This window comes from Capillimicrobium parvum, assembly GCF_021172045.1.
In the GTDB taxonomy this organism is placed as follows: Bacteria; Actinomycetota; Thermoleophilia; order Solirubrobacterales; family Solirubrobacteraceae; genus Capillimicrobium; species Capillimicrobium parvum.
The window spans coordinates 2,818,862-2,838,729 of the sequence record NZ_CP087164.1; the positions used below are offsets into that span (position 1 = coordinate 2,818,862).

General features: G+C 73.6%; 20 protein-coding genes and 2 pseudogenes. 10 read left to right on the forward strand and 12 right to left on the reverse strand.

Translation table 11 applies throughout. The features are described 5' to 3' along the window. Nucleotides 1-11: 11 nt before the first annotated feature. A complete protein-coding gene (locus DSM104329_RS13805) occupies nucleotides 12-785 on the forward strand; it encodes an alpha/beta fold hydrolase (RefSeq protein ID WP_259316023.1) in 774 nt (257 codons plus the stop codon). Here the strand turns inward: DSM104329_RS13805 and DSM104329_RS13810 are convergent. Together DSM104329_RS13810 and DSM104329_RS13815 are read right to left on the reverse strand one after the other, a co-directional pair. Beyond that, complete coding sequence (locus DSM104329_RS13810) at nucleotides 757-2,292, reverse strand: phytoene desaturase family protein (RefSeq protein ID WP_259316024.1); 1,536 nt, start codon at nucleotides 2,290-2,292, stop codon at nucleotides 757-759. The genes DSM104329_RS13805 and DSM104329_RS13810 overlap by 29 nt on opposite strands. Beyond that, complete coding sequence (locus tag DSM104329_RS13815; protein WP_259316025.1) at nucleotides 2,289-3,464, reverse strand: hypothetical protein; 1,176 nt, start codon at nucleotides 3,462-3,464, stop codon at nucleotides 2,289-2,291. Before DSM104329_RS13815 ends, DSM104329_RS13810 begins: the two co-directional genes overlap by 4 nt. 70 nt (nucleotides 3,465-3,534) lie before the next feature. Here DSM104329_RS13815 and DSM104329_RS13820 point away from each other — a divergent pair, with 70 nt between their 5' ends. Then, nucleotides 3,535-3,783, forward strand: a complete 249-nt coding sequence (locus tag DSM104329_RS13820) for a hypothetical protein (RefSeq protein ID WP_259316026.1) — start codon at nucleotides 3,535-3,537, stop codon at nucleotides 3,781-3,783. Nucleotides 3,784-3,801: 18 nt separating this feature from the next. Here DSM104329_RS13820 and DSM104329_RS13825 read toward each other — a convergent pair whose 3' ends face one another. After that, a complete protein-coding gene (locus DSM104329_RS13825) occupies nucleotides 3,802-4,446 on the reverse strand; it encodes a response regulator transcription factor (RefSeq protein ID WP_407655916.1) in 645 nt (214 codons plus the stop codon). A 115-nt stretch (nucleotides 4,447-4,561) separates the two neighbouring features. On the opposite strand from DSM104329_RS13825, the gene DSM104329_RS13830 reads away from it, so the two are divergent. Both DSM104329_RS13830 and DSM104329_RS13835 read left to right on the forward strand, forming a co-directional pair. Beyond that, on the forward strand, nucleotides 4,562-5,362 hold the full coding sequence (locus DSM104329_RS13830; RefSeq protein ID WP_259316028.1) for a universal stress protein: 801 nt from the start codon (nucleotides 4,562-4,564) through the stop codon (nucleotides 5,360-5,362). A gap of 81 nt (nucleotides 5,363-5,443) precedes the next feature. Continuing rightward, nucleotides 5,444-6,232: a hypothetical protein gene (locus tag DSM104329_RS13835; RefSeq protein ID WP_259316029.1), complete on the forward strand. Its 789-nt coding sequence runs from the start codon at nucleotides 5,444-5,446 to the stop codon at nucleotides 6,230-6,232. Nucleotides 6,233-6,367: 135 nt separating this feature from the next. On the opposite strand, the gene DSM104329_RS13840 is transcribed toward DSM104329_RS13835, so the two are convergent. The 5 genes and pseudogenes from DSM104329_RS13840 to DSM104329_RS13860 form a co-directional block, all read right to left on the reverse strand. Beyond that, on the reverse strand, nucleotides 6,368-6,835 hold the full coding sequence (locus DSM104329_RS13840) for a ferritin-like domain-containing protein (RefSeq protein ID WP_407655917.1): 468 nt from the start codon (nucleotides 6,833-6,835) through the stop codon (nucleotides 6,368-6,370). Nucleotides 6,836-6,989: 154 nt separating this feature from the next. Further along, entirely contained in the window at nucleotides 6,990-7,172 is a 183-nt protein-coding gene (locus DSM104329_RS13845) for a hypothetical protein (protein WP_259316031.1), read from the reverse strand. A 168-nt stretch (nucleotides 7,173-7,340) separates the two neighbouring features. Beyond that, nucleotides 7,341-7,832, reverse strand: a complete 492-nt coding sequence (locus DSM104329_RS13850; RefSeq protein ID WP_259316032.1) for a hypothetical protein — start codon at nucleotides 7,830-7,832, stop codon at nucleotides 7,341-7,343. A 116-nt stretch (nucleotides 7,833-7,948) separates the two neighbouring features. Next, nucleotides 7,949-8,170 (reverse strand): annotated as a pseudogene (locus tag DSM104329_RS13855) (HAD hydrolase-like protein); the annotation flags it as partial. Nucleotides 8,171-8,693: 523 nt separating this feature from the next. Further along, nucleotides 8,694-10,274 carry a hypothetical protein gene (locus tag DSM104329_RS13860; RefSeq protein ID WP_259316033.1) on the reverse strand — a complete coding sequence of 527 codons (1,581 nt, stop codon included), beginning with the start codon at nucleotides 10,272-10,274 and terminating at the stop codon, nucleotides 8,694-8,696. A 111-nt stretch (nucleotides 10,275-10,385) separates the two neighbouring features. On the opposite strand from DSM104329_RS13860, the gene DSM104329_RS13865 reads away from it, so the two are divergent. Next, nucleotides 10,386-11,540, forward strand: a complete 1,155-nt coding sequence (locus DSM104329_RS13865) for an acyltransferase family protein (protein ID WP_259316034.1) — start codon at nucleotides 10,386-10,388, stop codon at nucleotides 11,538-11,540. Here the strand turns inward: DSM104329_RS13865 and DSM104329_RS13870 are convergent. Both DSM104329_RS13870 and DSM104329_RS29115 read right to left on the reverse strand, forming a co-directional pair. Continuing rightward, the gene (locus DSM104329_RS13870) at nucleotides 11,466-13,046 is read right to left on the reverse strand and encodes a GDSL-type esterase/lipase family protein (protein WP_259316035.1); all 1,581 of its coding nucleotides are present in this window, start codon (nucleotides 13,044-13,046) and stop codon (nucleotides 11,466-11,468) included. The genes DSM104329_RS13865 and DSM104329_RS13870 overlap by 75 nt on opposite strands. Before the next feature lie 55 nt (nucleotides 13,047-13,101). Then, nucleotides 13,102-13,326, reverse strand: a pseudogene (locus tag DSM104329_RS29115) (saccharopine dehydrogenase); the annotation flags it as partial. 205 nt (nucleotides 13,327-13,531) lie between these two features. On the opposite strand from DSM104329_RS29115, the gene DSM104329_RS13880 reads away from it, so the two are divergent. The 3 genes from DSM104329_RS13880 to DSM104329_RS13890 are packed head-to-tail and all read left to right on the forward strand — an operon-like array spanning nucleotide 13,532 to nucleotide 15,826. Beyond that, the gene (locus DSM104329_RS13880; RefSeq protein ID WP_259316037.1) at nucleotides 13,532-14,452 is read left to right on the forward strand and encodes an ABC transporter ATP-binding protein; all 921 of its coding nucleotides are present in this window, start codon (nucleotides 13,532-13,534) and stop codon (nucleotides 14,450-14,452) included. Further along, the gene (locus tag DSM104329_RS13885; protein WP_259316038.1) at nucleotides 14,452-15,258 is read left to right on the forward strand and encodes an ABC transporter permease; all 807 of its coding nucleotides are present in this window, start codon (nucleotides 14,452-14,454) and stop codon (nucleotides 15,256-15,258) included. The genes DSM104329_RS13880 and DSM104329_RS13885 overlap by 1 nt, the downstream gene beginning before the upstream one ends. A 13-nt stretch (nucleotides 15,259-15,271) precedes the next feature. Next, entirely contained in the window at nucleotides 15,272-15,826 is a 555-nt protein-coding gene (locus DSM104329_RS13890; RefSeq protein WP_259316039.1) for an HhH-GPD-type base excision DNA repair protein, read from the forward strand. A 70-nt stretch (nucleotides 15,827-15,896) separates the two neighbouring features. Here DSM104329_RS13890 and DSM104329_RS13895 read toward each other — a convergent pair whose 3' ends face one another. Further along, nucleotides 15,897-16,439, reverse strand: a complete 543-nt coding sequence (locus tag DSM104329_RS13895) for a hypothetical protein (protein ID WP_259316040.1) — start codon at nucleotides 16,437-16,439, stop codon at nucleotides 15,897-15,899. 399 nt (nucleotides 16,440-16,838) lie between these two features. On the opposite strand from DSM104329_RS13895, the gene DSM104329_RS13900 reads away from it, so the two are divergent. Both DSM104329_RS13900 and DSM104329_RS13905 read left to right on the forward strand, forming a co-directional pair. After that, on the forward strand, nucleotides 16,839-17,846 hold the full coding sequence (locus DSM104329_RS13900) for a fatty acid desaturase (protein ID WP_259316041.1): 1,008 nt from the start codon (nucleotides 16,839-16,841) through the stop codon (nucleotides 17,844-17,846). A gap of 21 nt (nucleotides 17,847-17,867) precedes the next feature. Next, the gene (locus DSM104329_RS13905; protein WP_259316042.1) at nucleotides 17,868-18,770 is read left to right on the forward strand and encodes an SAM-dependent methyltransferase; all 903 of its coding nucleotides are present in this window, start codon (nucleotides 17,868-17,870) and stop codon (nucleotides 18,768-18,770) included. Between the two features lie 9 nt (nucleotides 18,771-18,779). Here the strand turns inward: DSM104329_RS13905 and DSM104329_RS13910 are convergent, their stop codons facing one another. Next, a complete protein-coding gene (locus DSM104329_RS13910; RefSeq protein ID WP_259316043.1) occupies nucleotides 18,780-19,766 on the reverse strand; it encodes a glycerophosphodiester phosphodiesterase family protein in 987 nt (328 codons plus the stop codon). Nucleotides 19,767-19,868 lie beyond the last annotated feature (102 nt).

A 19,868-nucleotide genomic window follows, 5' to 3' on the forward strand; every position in this document is an offset into this window, starting at 1 on the left:
AGGACACCGCAATGCGCTTGTCCTACGACGACACGGGCAGCGGCACGCCGGTCGTGCTGCTCCACGGCCTGACCGCGACGCGCCGCTACGTGGTGATGGGCTCGACCGCTCTGGAGCGCTCCGGCCACCGCGTCGTCGCCCCTGACGCACGCGGCCACGGCGAGTCCGATCCGGGCGACCGCTACGACTACGAGGCGCTTGCCGCCGACCTCGGGGAGCTGCTCGACGAGCTGGGCATCGAGCGGGCTGTGCTCGCCGGCGCGTCGATGGGCGCGCACACGCTGTTGCGCTACGCGCTGGAGCATGCGGAGCGCGCGCTCGGCCTCGTGGTCATCACGCCCGCCTACGACCCGGAGGACTTCCCGGGCGACCTCGACCGCTGGGACGCGCTGAGCGCCGGCCTGCGCGACGGCGGGGTGGACGGCTTCGTCGCGGCCTACGGCGAGCCGGACGTGCCGGAGAAGTGGCGCGGCACCGTCGAGACGGTCATCCGCCAGCGCCTGGGCCAGCACCGCCACCCCGCGGCGCTCGCGGACGCGCTGCGCCAGGTCCCGCGGTCGCGGCCGTTCGCCGCGTGGGGCGACCTGCACGCCCTCGACCTCCCCGTCACCGTGGTGGCCGACCGCGACGAGGCCGACCCGGGGCATCCCCTCGCGGTCGGCGAGCGCTACGCGGCCGAGATCCCCGGCGCCGAGCTCGCCGTGGAGGAGGAGGGCCGCTCGCCGCTGGCCTGGCAGGGCAGCCAGCTGTCGAAGATCATCGCCGCCGTCGCCGCCCGCGCTTGAGGTCGCGCAGGGCGGCGGCGGCCGCCGCATCGCCGGGCACCCCGTGTACCGCGCCCCCGGGGAACGCGGCGGCGCTGCCGAGGTACAGGCCGTCCACCGGCGTGCGGTAGGGCGAGATCGACGGGATCGGGCGCAGCACGACCTGGGGGAGGCGGTAGCTGCCGCCGCCGACGTCGCCGCCCACGAGGTTGCGGTCGCGGGCCTGCAGCTCGGCGGGGCCCATGACGTGGCGGGCGAGGATCCGGTCGCGGAAGCCCGGCGCGAAGCGCTCGACCTGCGCCTCCATGCGCTCGACGTGGCGCGCCTGCTCGGCCGCCCAGTCGATCCCGGTGCGCGGGCCGTGCGTGTACGCCCAAGCGGTGTGGTGCCCGGCGGGCGCGCGCGTGGGGTCGGCGAGCGACTGCTGGCCGAGGAGCATGAACGGCCGCTCGGGCAGCCCGCGCTCGCTCTGCGCGATCGTGGCCAGCAGTTCCTCCTCGCCGCCCGCGACGTGGACCGTCCCGGCGCCGCGCGGCTCGGGCGCCTCCCACGGGATCGGGCCGTCGAGCGCCCAGTCGACCTTCAACGTCGCCGGTCCGTAGCGGTAGCGGCGCATGAGGCCCCGGTACGCGGGCGGCAGGCGGTCCGGGCCGACGAGCCCGACGAGGGCGTGCGGCATGACGTCGGCGACGACGAGATCGGCGCCGACGCGCTCGCCGCCCTCGATCTGCACGGCGGTCACCCGCCCGCCGGGGGTCTCCACGCCGACAACCACCTCACCGGTCCGCACGTCGCCGCCGAGCGCGCGCAGGTAGGAGACGAGCGCGTCGGTGAGCTTCTGCGCGCCGCCGCGCGGGCTCGGCCAGCCGACGGCGTGGCCCATGAGGTTCAGGTAGCTGACCGCGATGGCGCTGCCGGCGCCGGTGGGCGGCACGTCGCCGTGACCGGCCGAGCCGTACAGCCACGCGCGCGAGCCCTCGCCGCCGAACAGCCGCCGGCCCAGGCCCTGGGCGGAGCCGAGGACGAGCCCGCCGAACGCGGCCGCGCCGACGGGGCCCAGCGCGCCGAGCAGCCGCAGCGCACCGCGCACGGGCGGGAACCCGGAGAGCATCGTCGCGCGCAGCGCCTCGAACGCGTCGAGCAGCGGCCCCGCGAACGCTGCCCAGCGCTGTCCGTCGCCGGCGTTGATGGCATCCAGGCCGGCCACCGTCCGGTCGAGCGAGCGGTACAGCGCGACGGCGCGGCCGCCGGGCAGCGGGTGGGCGTAACAGGCCTGCGGATGCGTCCACGACAGGCCGTGGCCGGCGAGCGGCATGCGCCGGAACACCGGTGACGCCGCGCCCGCGGGGTAGACGGAGGAGAACGTGTCGTGCCGGTAGCCCGGCAGCGTGAGCTCCTCGGTGCGCACCGCGCCGCCGGGCACCGGGCCGGCCTCGAGCACCGTGACGGGATGTCCGTGCTCGGCGAGGCGGATCGCGGCCGCCAGCCCGTTCGGCCCACTCCCGATGACGACGGCGCGTGCGCTCATCCGCCGAGCCGCAGCGCGAGCTGGTGCAGCATGGACAGCCGCGCGACGTCGCCCTGGCCCCAGAACGCGTGCTGGGCCTCACGGCCGGCGACCTTGTAGGCCTGGCCGATGTGCCACGGCATGGGGTCCCAGGTCCCCGCCGCCCGCACGAGCGCACGGCCCTCGTGGGTGTAGAGCACGAGCCGGTTGTGCCCGGCGCCCATGAAGTGGCCCTGGTGGGTCGTGAGGTCGAAGCCGACGACCGGCTCGCCATCCTCGGGCACGACCCGCGGCTCGTCCTCGCCGTAGCGCGCCATGCCCGCCTCGAGCTCGTCGAAGTAGGCGCGCAGCGCGGCGGGGTCGTCGGGCGTGACCAGGCGCGTGATCGTCACGTAGCCGCGGGTGAAGATCGGGCGCCCGGAATCCGTGCCCGCGGCCACCTCGATCTCGAACGTCTGGCCGTCGAGGCCGCCCGGGCGCAGCGGCGTGAAGCGCCCGACCTCGCTCGCGTAGTCGGGCCACGTCTCGGGCCGGGTGAGCGCGCCGACGACCCCCTCGGCCGACGGCATCTCCACCGGCGGGTACGTGTGCCACACCTGCTCGTCGGGCGGCGCGTGCTCGGGCGTGAGCTTGCCGAGTCGCGCGAGCGCCAGGCGCTTGGAGTGGTCGTAGGCGGCGCGCTCCTCGGGCGATGCGAACGCGACGCCCCAGCCTCGCCGGTCGTCGTCCTCGTAGGCCGCGGGGAACCAGTCGCCGATGAGCGCGGCGCCGCCGGCGAGCAGCTGCGCGCGGTCCAGCGTTCCGCGCCCCGAGCGCCCGGTGTCGAACCGGTGGGTGCCGAACGCCTTGTGGAAGGCGGGCAGGTCGGTGACGTGCAGCCGTCGCGAGGAGGCCTTGCGATACCAGTAGGTCGTCAGCACGCTGAACGCGAGGCGCACGTCGTCGACCTCGCGCGCGTCGACGGGGCGCCGGTAGTACGCGGCGTTGAGGAAGTCGGTGACCCACGGGGCCGCGTCGCGGCCCGCGATCGACGAGCCGGCCATGCGCGCGAAGCGCAGCGGGCCGCCCGGCCTCCCGGGCGCCGCCTCGACGGCCGCCTCGCCGCCGGCCTGCCCATGGTCGTCCTCGTCGAGGAACTCGGGCACCTGCTCGTCGAGCGGCGCGTCGTCGCGCGATTCCGAATCGTCGGTCATGGCCTTTGCCTGCCCGCTCGCATCATGGTCCATGCCGTGCCGTGCCGCCAGAGGGCGTACCGTTCGTCGGGTGAAGCCCGTGTATCTCGTGCGCTGGGGACTGCCGCTGGCGCTCGTCGCCGCCGGCGTCATCGTCCTCGTCGAGACCGACATCGAAGGCGTCGGCGAGGCGCTCATCGCCGCGGCGATCTGCACCGTGATCGCCAACCTGATCTTCCGCCTCGGGTTCGGCGATCAGCACGACCGCGATCGCGAGGAGGCGGCGCGCGAGTTCTTCGACGCCCACGGCCACTGGCCCGACGAGACGCCGCGCGGCTGACGGGCCCCGCCGCGGGCTTCAGCCGCTGAGGAAGGTCAGCACCGCGAGCACGCGGCGGTGGCCGCCGTCGACGGCCGACAGGCCCAGCTTGTCGAAGATCGCCGTCACGTGGCGCTCGACCGCCCGCTCGGTGACGTCGAGGCGGCCGGCGATCGCCCGGTTCGTGTAGCCCTCGGCCATCGCCGCGAGCACCTCGCGCTCGCGCGGGGTGAGCGAGTCGATCGGCTCGCGCTCCCGCCGCCGGCCGAGCATCCGGGCCACGACCTCCGGGTCGAGCACGGACCCGCCCTCGGCGACCCGGTGCACCGCCTCGATGAAGCGGTCGACCTCGCCGATGCGGTCCTTGAGCAGGTAGCCGACGCCGCTGCTGCCGGCGTCGAGCAGCCCGTGCACGTAGTGCTCCTCGACGTACTGCGACAGGATCAGCACCCCGGTCGACGGCCAGCGGCGGCGGATCTCGGTCGCGGCGCGCAGGCCGGACTCGAGGTCGTCGGGCGGCATCCGGATGTCGATGATCGCCACGTCCGGCCGCTGCTCCGCGACCGCCTCGATCAGGCCGTCGGCGTCGCCGGCCTGGCCGGCGACCTCGATGCCCGCGTCCTCGAGCAGGCGCACCGCGCCTTCGCGCAGGAGCACCGAGTCCTCGGCGATCACCACCCGCAGCCCTTCGCCTTCTCCGGCGCTGCCCCCGGCCCGCGCCACCTGCCACCTCCGTTCGGCGTTCCGAAGGCGACCCTAACCGGTAGCCGGCCTGCCGGGGCGGTAGGGTCGCCGCTCGATGCTCGCCACCATCGTCGTCGGCGTGGACCACAACCCGGAGTCGCGGGACGCCGTCGCGCTCGCGCGCCAGGTCGCCGACGCCGCGGGCGGCTCGCTGCTGCTCGTCCACGCCTATCCGTACGAGCTCCTGCCGCTCGAGGGCACGGTCACCGAGATCGAGGTCATCGAGGACCTGCGCGACGACGCGGCGGCGTTCGCGGCCGGCCTGCGCGACGAGCTCGCGCCCGGCGCGGCGACCAGGGTCATACCGGACACGTCGCCCGGACGGGCGCTGCACGACGTCTGCGAGGAGGCCGAGGCGGGGCTGCTCGTGCTCGGGTCGCACCGGCGCAGCGCCGACGGGCGCGCCGCGGCGGGCGGGACGGCCAAGGCGGCGCTGCACCACGCGCCCTGCCCGGTGCTCGTGGCGCCGCGCGGCGTCGCGTCCGCGGAGCGCTTCTCGGTGACCACGATCGGCGTCGGCTTCGACGGCTCGCCCGAGGCGGTGCACGCCCTCGGCCTCGCGCGGGAGGCCGCGCAGGCGACCGGCGGCGAGATCGTCCTGCTGACCGCGGTCGCGAAGGCGACAGACGCGCAGGCCGCGCGGGACCGGGTGGCCGAGGCGGCGGACGGGCTGCCGGTCGAGGTGCTCGAGGGCAAGGCCGCCGACGTGCTCGTCGCCCGGTCGGAGCGGCTGGACCTGCTCGTGCTCGGCTCGCGAGGGTGGGGCCCGCTGCGGCGCCTGTTGCTGGGAAGCACGTCGGAGCGCGTCGTGCGCGACGCGGGCTGCGCGATCCTGGTCGTGCCGCGGGGCGGATGAGGCGCCCCCGTCGCAGGCGGGGCGGCGAACCACTAGCGTTCGCGACAGGCGGCGACACGAAGCGCCGATACTGATCGGACGATGGACCTCCTCGAAGATCCCAGCCAGCGCGCGGGCGTCGTGGTGCTCGGCGCCTTCCTCGCCTCGTTCTTGTTCATCCGCATGTCGACGCGGCTGATGCGCAACCCGAACGTCACGTGGTGGCCGGGGAGCGTGAAGCCGGGCGGCCTGCACATCCACCACCTCGTCTTCGGGATCGTCCTGATGATCTGCGCGGGGTTCGTGTCCTTCGCCGTCCAGCCGGGGAGCCCGTGGATGGAGGTCCTCGCCGCGCTGTTCGGCGTCGGCGTGGGGCTGACGGTCGACGAGTTCGCCCTGTGGCTGTACCTCGACGACGTCTACTGGAGCGAGCAGGGCCGCTCGTCGATCGACGTCGGGATCATCTGCGCGCTGCTCGGCGGCCTGGTCGTGCTCGGCTTCGTGCCCAGCGTGCACGGGTCGTGGGAGTGGGTCACGGTGGTGGTGATCGAGCAGCTCACCATCGCTGCGGTGATCGTCGTCAAGGGCAAGGTGCGCCTGGCGATCATCGGGCTGTTCATCCCGCCGTTCAACTACGTCTGGGCGATCCGCCTGGCCCGGCCCAACTCCTGGTGGGGGCGGCGCTTCTACCAGCCGCGCGCGGACGAGGATTCGCAGTCGCGATCGGCGCGGCGCCGCGCGAAGAAGCTTGAGAAGGCGACCAGGCGGGCGGTGCGCTGGGACGAGCGCCGGCTGAAGTGGCTGGACCGCATCGGCGGTGCGCCGAGCCTGCCGGTCGAGGCGGAGCCGGGCGCCGCGCCTCCGGTGCCGACCAGCCGATCAGACAGCTAGCCCGCGCGGCGACCCCACAAAGGAGGAGTCCCGCGGGCCCGGCGACTGCAGATGCCGGGCCCGCGGGACGGAGGAGAGTCAACGCCTCTGTACCCCAGAAGCGTCGATTTCAATCGTAACGGATGTCCAAAGCGCTCAGTCGAACTCGCGCAGGTAGCGCTCGAAGGTCCGCAGGTGGCCCTCCTCGTCGCGGAGGATGTCGATGACCATGTCCTGGGTCGCCCAGTCCACGCCGTCGCAGGCCTCGATGATCCGGTTGTAGTGCGCGATGGCGCCGGACTCGGCGTCGATGACGCCGTTGATGACGGTGACGACGTCGGCCGGGTCGGCGGGCGGCTGCAGGCTCGTCTGGCTCGCGCTGAAGTCCATGGAGCCGGGAGGCGTGCCGTAGAGCTCCTTGATGCGACGCGCGAAGGCCCGCGCGTGGCCGAGCTCCTCGTTGACGTCCTCGTCGAGGGCTTCGGCGATCTCCTCGGCGCGGATGCCGTCGAGGTTGGAGGCGTTGGCCAGATAGCTCATGACCGTCTCCATCTCCATCCAGTACGCCTGGGTGAGGAGGTCCACGATCTCTTGACGCTTGGCGGCGTTCTTCTCGGCGAGGATGCCCGTCTCGACGTGCTTGGTCGTGGCCACAGCTGCTCCCTTGCGTTCGAGGATGTAGCGGGGGACTATAACAAGCGGTTCAAAATAACGTCGCCATCAAGCCGAGCGCGCCGGCACGCGGGCCGGCGGCGGGAGTCGTGGCTGGCGGAGATCGCTACGGGCGAGCGGCGAGGGCGGACTCGTCGACCTGGCGCTGGGCGCACCAGGTCATGAACCGGCCCTCGGGAGTTCCGAGCCACTCCTCGAGCCCGTCCTCGAAGCGGCGCCAGCGGCGGGCGCGGACGCCGGCGCGGGGGAACTGCTCGAGGTCGTGCTCTTCGGCGAGGGAGCGCTGCATCGCCACCCATATTAGGCACACCGAAGAAGGGTTGCCAAATCTCTGCCTCGGAAGAACCCGCTCGCGCCCGCCGGGCCGGCGGGCGCGGGGGCGGTTCTCGCCGGCGGTTCTCGCGGGAATGTCGTGCTCGAAATGCGGCGCATCTCGGGTGCATCGCCTGCGGGGGCACTAGAGGGTCACGAGGATCTGGATCGCCTTCTTCCCGTAGCCGACGGCGCGCAGGATCGCCCGGTCGGCCCGCCGCAGGATGCGGTTGGCCCGCCTCGTGTTGCCGCGGCCGTAGCTCTTGAGGGCGAGATCGGCGCGCTGGTAGGCCATGGCTTCGAGCTCGAGGCCCTTCAGCAGCAGGTCCTTGGCCTGCTGGCCGTTCGGCGTCGACGGCTGCTGGGCGGCGAGCAGCTCGGCGAAGACGCGCGCGGAGCGCCGGGCCGAGCGCACCTTCTTGCGTGAGCCCGCGACCGCGGCGCGTCCCCGGGTGCGCACCCGGCGCAGGCCCGATGCGGCGGCGGACTCCTTCTTGGCGAGCGCCTGCAGGGCCGGCACGACGCCGGCCTTCATCGCGGCGTCGTCCGCGCGGGCGGCCGGCATCGGCAGCAGGAGGACGAGCAGTCCGGCGGCGAGGACGGCCGGGCCCCAGGTGCGAAGTACGGAGACGTGCATGCCCCGGGTGTTCCCGGAAAGACCGGAAGGTAGTGCACGTCCCTGCCGCCGGCCGGGCCGAGACCGCGCCCGAGACCACGCCCGAGACCGCGCCCGCCCGTCCCGCTCGGGCGCGATCAGACGCCGGCGCGCTGCGCCAGCGTGCGCAGGTCGGCCACGATCATGTCCGGGTCGGCGCCCGGGCGCACCGACGGCGACCCCTCGCCGCGGCGGTTGACCCAGACGCTGTCGAGCCCGAGCTCCGCCGCCGGCACGTGGTCGTGGAAGAGGCTCTGGGCGACGTGGAGGATCCGGTCGCGCGGGACGCCGGCGCGCTCGAACGCGAGCTCGAACATCGCGTGGTCGGGCTTGTAGGCCCCGGCTCTGCTCGGCGGTGACCACGACGTCGAACGGGTCGCCGAGCTGGGCCTGTGTCCGCGCGAACAGGTCGTCGTCGCAGTTGGTCACGGCGCACAGCCGGTAGCGGGTGCCCAGCCGGCGCAGGGCGTCGACGGAGTCCGGGAACGGCGGCCAGTCGCCGACCGAGTCGCCGAACGCGGCGAGCGCCTCGGCGCTCGGCTCGAGGCCGTGCTCGCGGGCGATCGCCTCGAGCGTGCCGGACACCACGTCGCGGTAGCGCGGGCAGGCGCCGTGCTGCAGGGCGGCCTCGTGCCGGGCGTAGGCGTCGAGCAGCTCGGCGTCGGTGGCCCGGACTCCCAGCGGCTCGAGCGCGGCGCGCAGGCCGTCGAGGACGCCGCGGTCCCAGTCGATGATCGTGCCGAAGCAGTCGAACGTGAGGACGTCGTAGGCGCTCAGGTCGAGATCGCGCATCGCCCGCAGGATGACAGGCACGTGCCGTCCAGGCCGGCGGTGCGCCGCGGCTCACCCCGGCGCGACGGCCTGCGCGGCGATCGCGCAGAAGTTCTGGGTCTGGTCCGGGTCGTTGACCTTCCAGCGCGACGACGCCAGCAGCGTCGCCCCGCCCGAGAACCGGATCGCGATCATGCCGTTGTTGGGCAGGTTCGCGCTGACGGGGCCGACGTCCTGCGGCCGGCCGAAGTCGTCGGAGCCCTCGCGCGTCGTGACGGTCGCGCCCTGGGCCGTGTCGACGGTCAGCGCCCGCGTGCCCAGCGGCCCGGGCCGGCAGGCGATCGCCAGCGTCCCGACCCCGGGGACCTCGACGCTCGCCCCGTCGCGGCCGGCGGCGTTCGCATCGCCGCGCCACAGGACCTGGGCCGAGCGCGCCACGGGCGGCGTCGAGCTCGCGGTCTGGCTCGTGAACGTGCCCTCGACGTGGCAGCGCTCGCCGCCGGACTGGCCGAGGTCCCACTGCCACGTGAGCTTCAGGGTCGTGGGCGCCGCCAGCGATGCCGCGCCGATGTTGTCGAACGGCCCCCGGTCGCTGATGATGCCCTCGTACTCGCCGGTCGACAGCTTCTCGGCCGGCCCGAACTTGTTGAGCCCCTCGCGGAAGTCGGGTCCGGTGTACCGGTCGTGGAGCGCCTCGCGGATCGCCTTCTCCTGGTTCTCCGACCAGTCCTTGTACGTCCAGTTCATCATCGCGACCTCGCGGTTGAGGTCGCTGGGGTAGAAGCGGATCCACTGGGCGTCGGGGCGGCAGACGATCTCGCCGTAGCCGATGCCGGGCGCGACGAAGCCTGCGACGTCGCGGCCCTGCCAGGCGCCGCCCGACCAGTCGACGACGACGCGCTGCACGGCGGCGCCGGTCTGGGGCGCGGTGTCCGCGCCGGCGCTCCCGCCGCCCGGCGCGAACGCCAGCGGCTGCTCGGAGCGCAGCGCGGTCCCGTCGGTGCGGCCGGTGACCTTCAGCGTGTAGCGGCCGGGACTGGGGCGGCCCGCCAGGGGCAGGTCGATGCTCACCTGGCCGGTGAACGCGCCGCGGTGGGCGGCCTGCGCGACGGTCGCCCCGGCCGGGTCCATGAGCGAGACCTTCACGTCGGACACGCTGTGGCGGCCGACGCTGCGCAGCAGCAGCCGGACCTGCCCGTCGTTGTCGGAGACGAGGGTGCTGACCGGCGCGGCGCGGACCGGCAGCGACGGGGTGCCGAACCGCCAGCGCCGCGACGCCGTCGTGCGCGACGAGCAGCCGGAGCGCTTGCCGGCCACCGCGAGCCGGTAGCGGCCCGCGCGGATCCGCCGGCCCGGGACGACCCGCAGCGCGATCGCCGTGCGCCCGCGGGCGAGCCGCCCGGCCAGCGAGCCCTGCGCGTACGTGCGCCCATTGCGCTTGAGCACGACGCGCGGATCGTTGATGCTCGCGCCGCGCAGGGGGGAGACGACGGCGGTCGGGTCGTCCTCGAGCACGGTCGGGTCCGACGAGGAGAGCGAGACCTTCAGCGGCAGGGCCCGGCAGGCGGGCGAGACCGCGCCCGCGGCGGCCGGGACCAGCGCGAGGGCCACGACCGCCAGGCCTGCTGCGAGCAGGGCGGAGCGCGATGACATCGTGCCATCACGGTAGGGCAGGGGCGCGGTCAGGCTGGTCACGTCCGGTCAGTATCGGCACCGGGCGCGCCGGCGATGAGCGCCGCCACCCGGGCGGCTAGCCTCCGGCGCTTGCGAGCGAGAGGTCAGATCGACCAGCTCGACGGCGTCCGGGCGCTGGCCGTCGTGGCCGTCATGACGTTCCACGACTTCCTCACCGGCTGGGGCTACCTGGGCGTCGACGTCTTCTTCGTGCTCAGCGGCCTGCTGATCACCGGCGTCCTCGTCGGCGAGGCCGATCGCCGCGGGGGCATCGACCTGCGGCGCTTCTGGGCGCGGCGGCTGCTGCGCCTGTACCCGGCGCTCATCGTGCTCGTGCTGCTGTGCTCTCTCGTCGGCGACCGGCTGAGTCAGGACGGCAGCTGGACGATGTGGTGGGAGGCGGTCGCGGTCACCGTCACCTACACGGCGGACATCGCGATCCTCGCCGACGGCACGCAGTTCCTCGGCGCGCTCGGGCCGGTATGGAGCCTCGCCGTCGAGATGCAGTTCTACCTCGTGTGGGCCGTCGTCCTCGCGTTCCTGCTGCACCGGCGCGTCGCCCGCGCCGTGCTCGCGGCCGGCACCGCCGTCGCGGCCGCGGCCGGGCTCTCGCTGTTCTGGGTGCTCGGGACCGCGCCCGACCCCGGGCTCGCGGTCGCGCCCAGCTACTTCCGCCCCGACGCGCGCTTCGGCGAGCTGCTCGCCGGCTGCGCGCTCGCGCTCGCGCTGTCTGCCCGGCGCGAGCCGCTGCCGCGCGCCGCGGACCGCGCGCTGAGCGCCGGCGCGGTCGCCGGCCTGGCCGTCATCGTCGTCGGCTGGCTCGCGCTGGGCGACCACGGGACGGTCGCGCCGATCCCGGTCGTCGTCATCGGCACGACGCTCGTGCTCGCCCGGCTCGTCACGAGCGACACGGCGCTGCTCTCGCGCGCGCTGCGCATCCCGCCGCTGCCGCAGGTGGGCCGCATCTCCTACGCGATGTACCTGTGGCAGCTGCCGATCCACGCGCTGCTGATCTCGCTCACCCCGAGCGAGTGGATCCAGCGGACGGGCTTCTGGGTCGGCACGTTCGTCGCGGGCGCGCTGAGCACCCATCTCGTCGAGCGCCGGTTCGCCGTGCGCCGCGCGAAGCTGCGCCGCGCCGACGTCGAGGACGGCGGCCTCGATCCGGCGTCAGCGTCCGGTGGCGCGGCCCACGCGCGCACAGCGGGCGAACCGGCGCGTCTGGGCGACCGCTCCGCGGCCTGAGCGCTCCACGCGGACCTTCACGGTCACCGTCGCGCCGCGGCGCCCGCGCAGGCTGACCCGCACGCGCCCGCCCGGCCGGCGGATGACGCCGGCGCGCCGCCCGTCGACGGTGACGACCGCCCGGCGCATCCCGGCGCGCCAGCGCTTCGGCACCCGGATCGCCGCGGTCGCACGGCAACGCTTCCTCTCCGCCGCGGTCGGCGGCGCCGGGCAGCCGGTGCCACGCAGCTGCTCGAGGGCGACGGCGTCGGCCATCGCCCGGTAGCCGGCCAGGTTCGGGTGCAGGTGGTCGCCCGAGTCGAAGGCGGCGCGCAGCCGGGCCGGATCACCCGGGTCGCGCAGCGCCGCGTCGAAGTCCACCACAGCGTCGGCCTCGCCCGCGGTGCGGATCCAGAAGTTGACCTGCTGGCGCTGCGTCTCGAAGTCGCCGTCGCCGTAGGTCGTCGGCTCCGCGCCGCCGGATGGCGTGAGCGTGCCGAGCAGCACCCCCTTGCCGGCCGACCGCGCCTGCTGGATGAGGATGCGCAGCCCGCCGATCACCTGCTCGGCGCCCGCGGAGCGCGCGCCGAGGTCGTTCGTGCCTTCGAGGATGAGGACGTCGGTCACGCCGGCCCGGTCGAGCGCGTCCGGCTGCAGCCGCTCGATCGCCTTGGGTCCGTGCTGGTCGATGAGGCCGTCGTCGAGGATCCGGTTGCCGGTGATGCCGGCGTTGAGGATGGCGAGCCCGGGCGGCGGTATGGAGAGGAGGACGCGGCGCTGGAGGACGTCGGGGTAGGCGCCGTTGGCGTCGAGTGGCTCGAGGTTGGGCAGCAGCGGCGACGGGCTGCCCTCGTAGCCGTCGGTCAGGGAGTCGCCGAACGCCACCACGGCGCCGGTCGAGGCGGGGGCGGCCACGTCGAGCCCGGTGACGAAGTACTTCGCGGTGCTCGACAGCGCGGTGAACCCGTCGGCCGACGCGTCGCCGGTGCGGTCCTCGCCGCGGTCCTCGAGCGTCGCGTACGACGTTTGGCGCCCGATGAAGTGCTCGGTCGCCGGCCCCGTGCTGTCCGCGAACCAGATCGAGACGGCGAGATCGTCGAACGCGTTGAAGGTCAGCGCGACCGGGTCGCTGACCGCCTCCTGGCCGCCGGAGACCGACACCGACGGCGACCCGCCGAACGTCACGGTGCGCAGCGTCCCCGGCACGACCGCCGCGCCGGCCAGCCGCCGGCCGACCGTCACGCGGTCGAAGGTCACCGACTGCGTGCCGAAGCGGTTGGACAGCCGCAGCCGCAGGACGCCGCCGCCGAGGTGCGGCGTCACGATCGTGCGCAGCGTCTGGGCCTTGAAGGCGCCGCCCGCGGCGTCGGACGGGCTCGCCAGCCAGCTCGCCACCCACCGCGCGCCGGTGCACGCCGCGGGGACGGCGGCGGCGCCGGAGGCGGGCGCCGCGCCGGCGTCCAGCGCACGCAGCGCCACGACCGCGAGGGCGGCGGCGGCGAGCAGCAGAAGGCGGCGCGGCGGCATCCTGTCGCACAACACGCGCCGCAGCATGCCGATTCGGCGGTCCGGCCGGGTCCCGTCAGGCGACCGCGAAGCCGATCCCGGCCCGCTGCAGGCGGTCGCGCAGGGCCGGGCCCATCGCGGTTGCGGTGGTCGCCTGGCCGGCGGTCTGCGGCAGGTCGTCGTGCGCGAGGCACAGGGCCGACTCGGCCAGCATCTTCGCGGTCTCGGCATAGCCGGGGTCCCCGCCCGAGACCTCGCAGACGGTGCGCGCGCCGCCCCCCTCGCCGGTGAAGCGCACGTCGATGCCGGCGAGCGCCCAGTGCGTCGAAGGGGCGTGCCGGGCGAGGTGCTCGGCGGTGAGCGCGCCGGTGCAGCCGGCGGGGCCGAGCAGGACGATGTCGTGCTCGCGGGCGTCGCCGGGCATGGCCGCAGCCTACGCCGGGACCACGGCGTACCGTACGGCGACCGATGAGATGCCCCCCGATCCGCAGTCGTAGTTGACAGAGATGCTCCAGAACGCGAACGGCAACGGCCACGGCGGCGATGCTCGGGCGATCCGCCTGCGCGGCTTCGTCAAGCGCTTCGGCGGCCTGACGGCGGTCGACGGGCTCGACCTCGACGTGCCCTACGGCACGTGCGTCGGCCTGCTCGGGCCAAACGGCGCGGGCAAGTCGACGACGATGAAGGCGCTCACCGCGCAGGTGATCGCCGACGAGGGCACGCTCGAGGTGCTCGGCCACCGGCTGCCTGAGGACTCCAAGCAGGCGCGGGCGGCGATGGGCGTCGTGCCCCAGCTCGACAACCTCGACGTCTCGCTCACGGTCGAGCAGAACCTGCTCGTGTTCACCCACCTGTACCGGGTGCCGTCGAAGGCGCGCCGGGCCGCGATCGAGCGCGCGCTCGGCATCGCCAACCTCACCGAGCGCCGGGGGTCGAAGGTCGACGCGCTCAGCGGCGGCATGCGGCGGCGGCTGCTCATCGCGCGGGCGCTGCTGCACGAGCCGCGGCTCGTCCTGCTCGACGAGCCGACGGTGGGGCTGGACCCGCAGGTGCGCCAGGAGCTCTGGGCGCTCATCGACCGCATGCGCTCGGAGGGCGTGTCGATCCTGATGAGCACCCACTACATCGAGGAGGCCGAGCGCCTCTGCGACGAGGTCACGATCATGTCGCACGGCAGGGCGGTCGCGGTCGGCGCGCCGCGCGCGCTCATCGCCGAGCACGCCGGTCCGGAGGCGATCGAGGTCTACGGGCCGCCGGCGCGGCTCAGCGAGGTCGAGTCCGACGCGGTCGGTCGCGGCTGGCGGACGCGGCGCACGGGCACGTCGGTCGCCGTGCTGCACGCCGACGGCAGCGACCTCGACGGCGAGCGCCGCGTGACGAACCTCGAGGACGTCTTCGTCCTGCTGACCGGGGAGGAGATCAGCTGATGGCCACCGCTGTCGCGACCGGACCCGCCCCCCGCCGGCTGCGCCGCCTCGAGCGCGCCGCGCTCGCCGGCGTGATGGTGCGCGAGGTCGTCAACTTCTCGTCGTTCTGGCGCTCGTCGACGTTCTCCTCGACGGTCGACCCGACGATCTACCTGCTCGCCTTCGGCTTCGGCTTCGGCTCGCTGGTCAGCGAGGTCGCCGGCTACGACTACATCGACTTCGTGGGAACCGGGATCGTGGCGACCACCGTGCTGTTCTCGGGCGCGTTCCCGGCGATGTATTCGACGTTCGTCAAGTACCAGTTCCAGCATACGTACGACGCGATCCTCGCGGCACCCGTCGACGTCGAGGAGCTCGTGACCGCGGAGGCGCTGTGGATCGCGCTGCGCACCGGCGTGTACGGCTGCGTGCCGATGCTCGTGGCGATGATCTTCGGCCTGGACCCGAGCTGGGGGATGCTGCTCGTGCCGTTCATCGCCGCGCTCGCCGGCTCCGGGTGGGCGGCGTTCGGGATCTTCATCGCGGCGAAGGCGAAGTCGATCGAGAGCTTCTCCTACTGGCAGAGCGGGCTGCTGACGCCGATGTTCCTCGTCGCCGGCACGTTCTTCCCGCTGTCGCAGCTGCCCGAGTGGGCGCAGGTCCTCGGCAACCTCAACCCCCTGTATCACTGCGTTCAGCTCGTCCGCGACTCCGTGTTCCAGACGTGGGGCTGGGCGGACGTCGGCCACCTGGCGTTCCTCGTGGGCTTCGCCCTCGTCTCCTGGCGGCTGGCGATCCGCTACATGGAGCGCCGGCTGATCCTGTGAGAGGATCGCGGCCATGCCCGACCGCCTGTACTTCACCGAGTCCGACGAGGCCAACGCGCTCATCGCGAGCGATCCGATGGCGCTGCTGATCGGCTTCGCGCTCGACCAGCAGGTGTCGGTGCAGAAGGCGTTCTCGGGTCCGCTGGCGCTGAAGGAGCGGCTCGGCTCGATCGACGCGGCAACGGTTGCCGCGGCCGATCTCGAGCCGGTGTTCCGCGAGCGGCCGGCGATCCACCGCTTCCCGGGCGCGATGGCCGGGCGCGTGCACGACCTCGCGGTCCACGTCGTCGACGAGTACGACGGCGACGCGGCCCGCGTGTGGACGGACGCGGCCGACGGCGAGCAGCTGCGCGCGAACCTCGAGGCGCTGCCCGGGTTCGGCGAGATGAAGGTCAAGGCGCTCGGCGCGGTGCTGGCCAAGCGCTTCGGCGTCGCCGCGGCGCAGGAGCTCGTGCCGTGGCACCCGACGCTCGGCGACGTGGACTCGGCCCAGGCGCTGGCCGACTACCAGGCCGCCAAGCGCGTCCACAAGAAGGAGTGGAGCAAGGGCCAGGCCGCGGGCGCGTAGGGGCGCCCGCGCGGCGGTCGTGTCGCGCCGACGGCGTGGGGCGCCGTCAACGCGACAGGACCGGCGAGGATCAGCGGTCGGTGGTCTCCAGCCAGCGGCTGAGCGCGTGGCGGCCCGCCAGCGTGATCTGGCCGTCGACGTCCAGCCAGTCGCGCACGCGCAGCTCGCGGACGAGGCCGAGGGCGTCGCGCGGGCCGGGGCCGTCGCCGTGGACGGCGAGCGCGCTCGTGCCCGGCTCGATCGTCCAGCGTCCGGAGTCGAGCGCCGCGAGAGCGACGCCCTGCTCGGCGGTGGGGACGTCGAGCGGGTGCGGGCCGAAGCCGCGCAGCGGATCGTCGCCCGGCGTGCGGGCCGCGGTCGGCTCGTCGTCGGCGGGGGCGGGGGCGGGCGTCCCGGGCATCGTGAACGAGGACGGATCCACCTGCTCGATGCGCACGCGCAGCCACGTGCCCGCGCTGTCGAACCAGTCCTTCGCCTTGTCCGGATCGAGCCCGGTCGTGCGGGCGACCTCGTCGAGGTCCACCTCCGAGAGGCGCTCGATCCCCCGGTTGACCTCCTGCGCGATCGCGCGCAGCGCGTCCTCGAAGCTGTTGCGGTTCGGTTCGTCGCTCATGCCCGCAGGGTGACAGCCCAACATGCAGCCCAGATGAAGACCGCATGGCGCGCCGTGGTCGTGTCGGCCTCGGCCCACCGGCGGCGGAACCTCGAGGCAGCGGCGGAACGTCAAGGAGCAACGGCGGAACGTCGAGGGGCAGCGCCGGAACGTCGAGAAGCAGAAGCGCCGCGGCCTCGGCTGAGGCGCGACCCGGGCTCGTCCGGCCCGATCGACGCGCCTGTTTCGGGCCGGGTCCGGCCCGATCGACGCGCCTGTTTTCGGGCCGGGTCCGCACGCGGACCAGGACGTTCCGGCCGGAAAGCTCCAGCCGTCCCGTCGCTTCGGTACGGTGGGCCCCGTGAGGGACTCGAGGCCACGCCCGGGCGATAGCCACACGCGCCGCGCTCGGCGGCCGGCGTGAGCGTCGCCGCCGCGCCCAGGAGCCGCCGCCCGGCCTGGCGCGACGAACTCGCGCCCTACACGGTGCCGCGGGTCGGGCGCAGCGTGCTCGACCTCGCGACGTCGGTCGTGCCGTACCTCGGCCTGTCGGTCCTCATGTACTTCTCGCTGGGCGTCTCCTACTGGCTGACGCTGCTCATCGCCGTTCCCGCGGCCGGCTTCCTGCTGCGTACCTACATCATCTTCCACGACTGCACCCACGGGTCGCTGCTGCCGTCCAAGCAGGCCAACACCTGGGTCGGGCGCGCGCTGGGCCTCGTCGTGTTCTCGCCCTTCTCGAGCTGGCGCCACAACCATGCCGTCCATCACGCGACGGCCGGCGACCTCGAGCGGCGCGGCGTAGGAGACGTGCCGACGCTCACTGTCGCCGAGTACCGCGCGATGCCCTGGCGCAAGCGGCTGGGCTACCGCCTGTTCCGCAACCCGCTGATCATGTTCGGCCTCGGGCCGCTGCTGGCGATGGTGATCCTGCCGCGGCTGCCGTCGAGCGCGTCGCGGCCCCGGCTGCGGCGCAGCATCGTCCTCACCGACATCGGGCTCGTCATCGTCATCGGGCTGCTGTGCTGGCTCATCGGCTGGCGCGAGTACCTGCTGATCCAGGCGCCCACGGCGATGATCGCCGGCAGCATCGGCGTCTGGCTCTTCTACGTGCAGCACCAGTTCGAGGACACGTACTGGCAGAACACCGAGGAGTGGAGCTACGCGGACGCGGCCCTCCAGGGCAGCTCGTACCTCAAGCTCCCCAAGGTGCTGCAGTTCTTCACCGCGAACATCGGGCTGCACCACGTCCATCACCTCAGCGCGCGCATCCCGAACTACAACCTGCAGCGCGCGCACGACGACAACGAGATCTGCCACGACGTGCCGACGCTCACGCTCTGGGACGGCCTGAAGACCGTCCGGCTGAAGCTGTGGGACGAGGACCAGGGCCGGCTGGTCACGTTCGCCGACGCCCGCCCCCGCTGACGGACACGCCCGCCGAAGATCATGGCCGACCGTCGCGACCTCGACTTCACGTATTCGCTGATCGACCGCATCTTCCGCCTGAGCCTGGGCGAGATGGCCGACTTCAGCGGGGCGAAGTACGACGGCGACTTCTCGCTCACGCTCGAGGAGGCCCAGCGCCGCAAGCACGAGTACATCCGCGAGCAGATCGGCATCGCGCCGGGCCGGCGCGTGCTCGACCTCGGCTGCGGCTGGGGCCCACTGCTGAACTACGTGCGCGGCCAGGGTGCGACGGGCGTCGGCGTCACGCTCTCGTCCGCGCAGGCCAAGGCGTGCTGCCGCAACGGCCTCGACGTCCACCTGCGCAACGCGCTGCAGGTCACGACCAGCGACTTCGGCCCGTTCGACGCGGTCGCCAGCCTCGGGGCGTTCGAGCACTTCTGCTCGCCCGACGAGGCCGCGGCCGGCCGTCAGGACGAGATCTACCGCAACCTGTTCGCGAACATCGCCGGCCTGCTGCCGCCGGGCGGGCGCCTGTACCTGCAGACCATGGTCTTCGGGCGCAACATGATCCCGCGCGAGCAGATCACCATCGACGCCCCGCGCGAGTCCGACGCCTGGTACCTCGCGCTGATGGGCGCGCAGTTCCCCGGCTCGTTCCTGCCCTACGGCTCCGAGCAGGTCGTCGCCGCCGCCGAGCCGCATCTGCGCCTCGTCGAGCGCACGAGCGGCCGCCTGGACTACATCGAGACGATCAAGCAGTGGCGCAAGCGGTTCGCCGAGCCGAGCCCGCGCAAGACGCTCGTCAAGCTCCAGCTGCTGCCCCACTACCTGACGAGCAAGGACTTCCGCCTGGCGTTCACTTCGGGCGTCAGCGCCAACAGCGTCTGCTTCGAGCGCGAGCTGATGGACCACTTCCGCCTGGTCTTCGAGAAGCCGGCCTGACGCCGCTCGTCACCCGCCGCAGGCCGCCGGGTTCGGCGTGGCCTGCAGCGTGCGCTCGAACGCACGCGGCCGGGCCGTCATCACGCCGTCGACGCACCAGCCGATGAGGTTGCGCCACGTCGGCGGCGTGTCGGCGTCGCCGTCGCCGAACCAGTTGTGCCACGCGTAGCCGGCCTCATGTGCGCGCGCGACGTTCTCGGGCGTGGTCACGTTCAGCTTCGTCCCGTTGAGCACGTACGTGATCGGCAGCTGGAACGCCACGACGCCGTCGCCCGGCGAGACGCCGCCGAGCAGGAAGCTCGCCGCGCCGTCGATTCCCGGCGCGACCGGGAACTGCGGGGCGAGCTCGTGGAAGAGGTCGACGGCGGGCTGCTTGAAGGAGACGACGATGACGTCGCGGCGCGGCTGGCCGTTGAGCAGGCTCGCGAGCACGCGGGCGTTCGTGAGGTACTCGTCGACGCCCTCGGCCTTCGTGCGGCCCTTGATCTCGACGTTGATCGGCGTGCGCGGGAACGCCCGCAGCAGCTCGCGCAGCGTCGGCACGCGGAAGTCGGCCCGCGTGTAGCCCTTCGGAGGCTTGCGCTTGCCGGTCGCGATCGCGCGGAACCGGTAGGCGGCGCGGCGCTTGTCATGGCCGTAGTGCTCGCCGCGGCGGGAGAACCAGTAGGCGCCGTCGAGCCGGCGGATCTGCGCGAGGGTGTGCGACGCGATCGTCCCCGTCCCGTTCGTGGTGCGGTCGAGCGTCGTGTCGTGCATGACGATGACCTGGTCGTCCTTCGTCACGCCGACGTCGAGCTCGAGCATGTCCGCGCCGACCTTCATCGCCTGCTTGAACGCGTACATCGTGTTCGACGGGAACTCGTCCTCGCCGCCCTGATGGGCGATGTTCCAGGTGCGCGACTCGCGCCATGGGTTCGGATCGGCGGCGGCGGCCGGGGCTGCGGCGAGGAGTCCGCCGAGCACGGCGAGCAGGGACAGGCGCGACAGACGGGACATGCGCCGCAGCGTAGTCCGGCGGATCCGCACGAGTCGAGGCGGTCGTGCCTCGCCTGTCTCACGCCGGAACCGCCCCGCCGGGCGCGAGTTGCGCTTTGTGTC